General features: G+C 64.3%; 1 protein-coding gene. It reads left to right on the top strand.

Going from position 1 to position 566, the window contains the following annotated elements; all coding sequences use genetic code 11:
- A partial coding sequence (locus DWQ67_RS13540; RefSeq protein ID WP_147433708.1) for an SMI1/KNR4 family protein occupies positions 1-566 on the top strand: 566 nt, incomplete at both ends.

Here is a 566-nt window from a genome sequence, read left to right as displayed (position 1 = left end):
TCAACCCCCGCAACAGACCTACCCGCAGCGCAGATGCCTGGCCCCGACGCCGACCCCACACCACTCTGGGCCCACATCGAAGAACTCCTCGGCGACGAAGCAGAAGAACTCCTCGCCCCCGGCGCCACCCAAGACCAACTCAACGAACTCGAAGAAGAACTCGGCTACCCCCTCCCCGCCCAACTGCGCACAGCCCTCACCCGCCACAACGGCACCCTCACCGACCACCCAGACCTCCCCGGCCACCAACTCCTCTCCACACAAGAAATCGCAGAAGAGCACGCCACCAACACAGACGCCTACGAAGACACCAACCAAGAAATCCTGGCCTCCCCCAACCCCTACGCCGCCACCAACTTCACCCCCAACACCACCCAACCCGGCATCTGGAACACCGCCTGGATCCCCATCACCACAGACGGCACCGGCAACAACCACATCCTCGACACCAACCCAGGACCCGCCGGCCACACCGGACAAATCCTCACCATCACCACCAACACACCCCCCACCGGACCCACCTACCCCTCCTACGCAGCCCTCCTCACCACCTGGGCCACCAACCT

This window comes from Galactobacter caseinivorans (assembly GCF_003640665.1).
Taxonomy (GTDB): domain Bacteria; phylum Actinomycetota; class Actinomycetes; order Actinomycetales; family Micrococcaceae; genus Galactobacter; species Galactobacter caseinivorans.
This window is presented reverse-complemented; position numbering and strand designations above follow the sequence as displayed.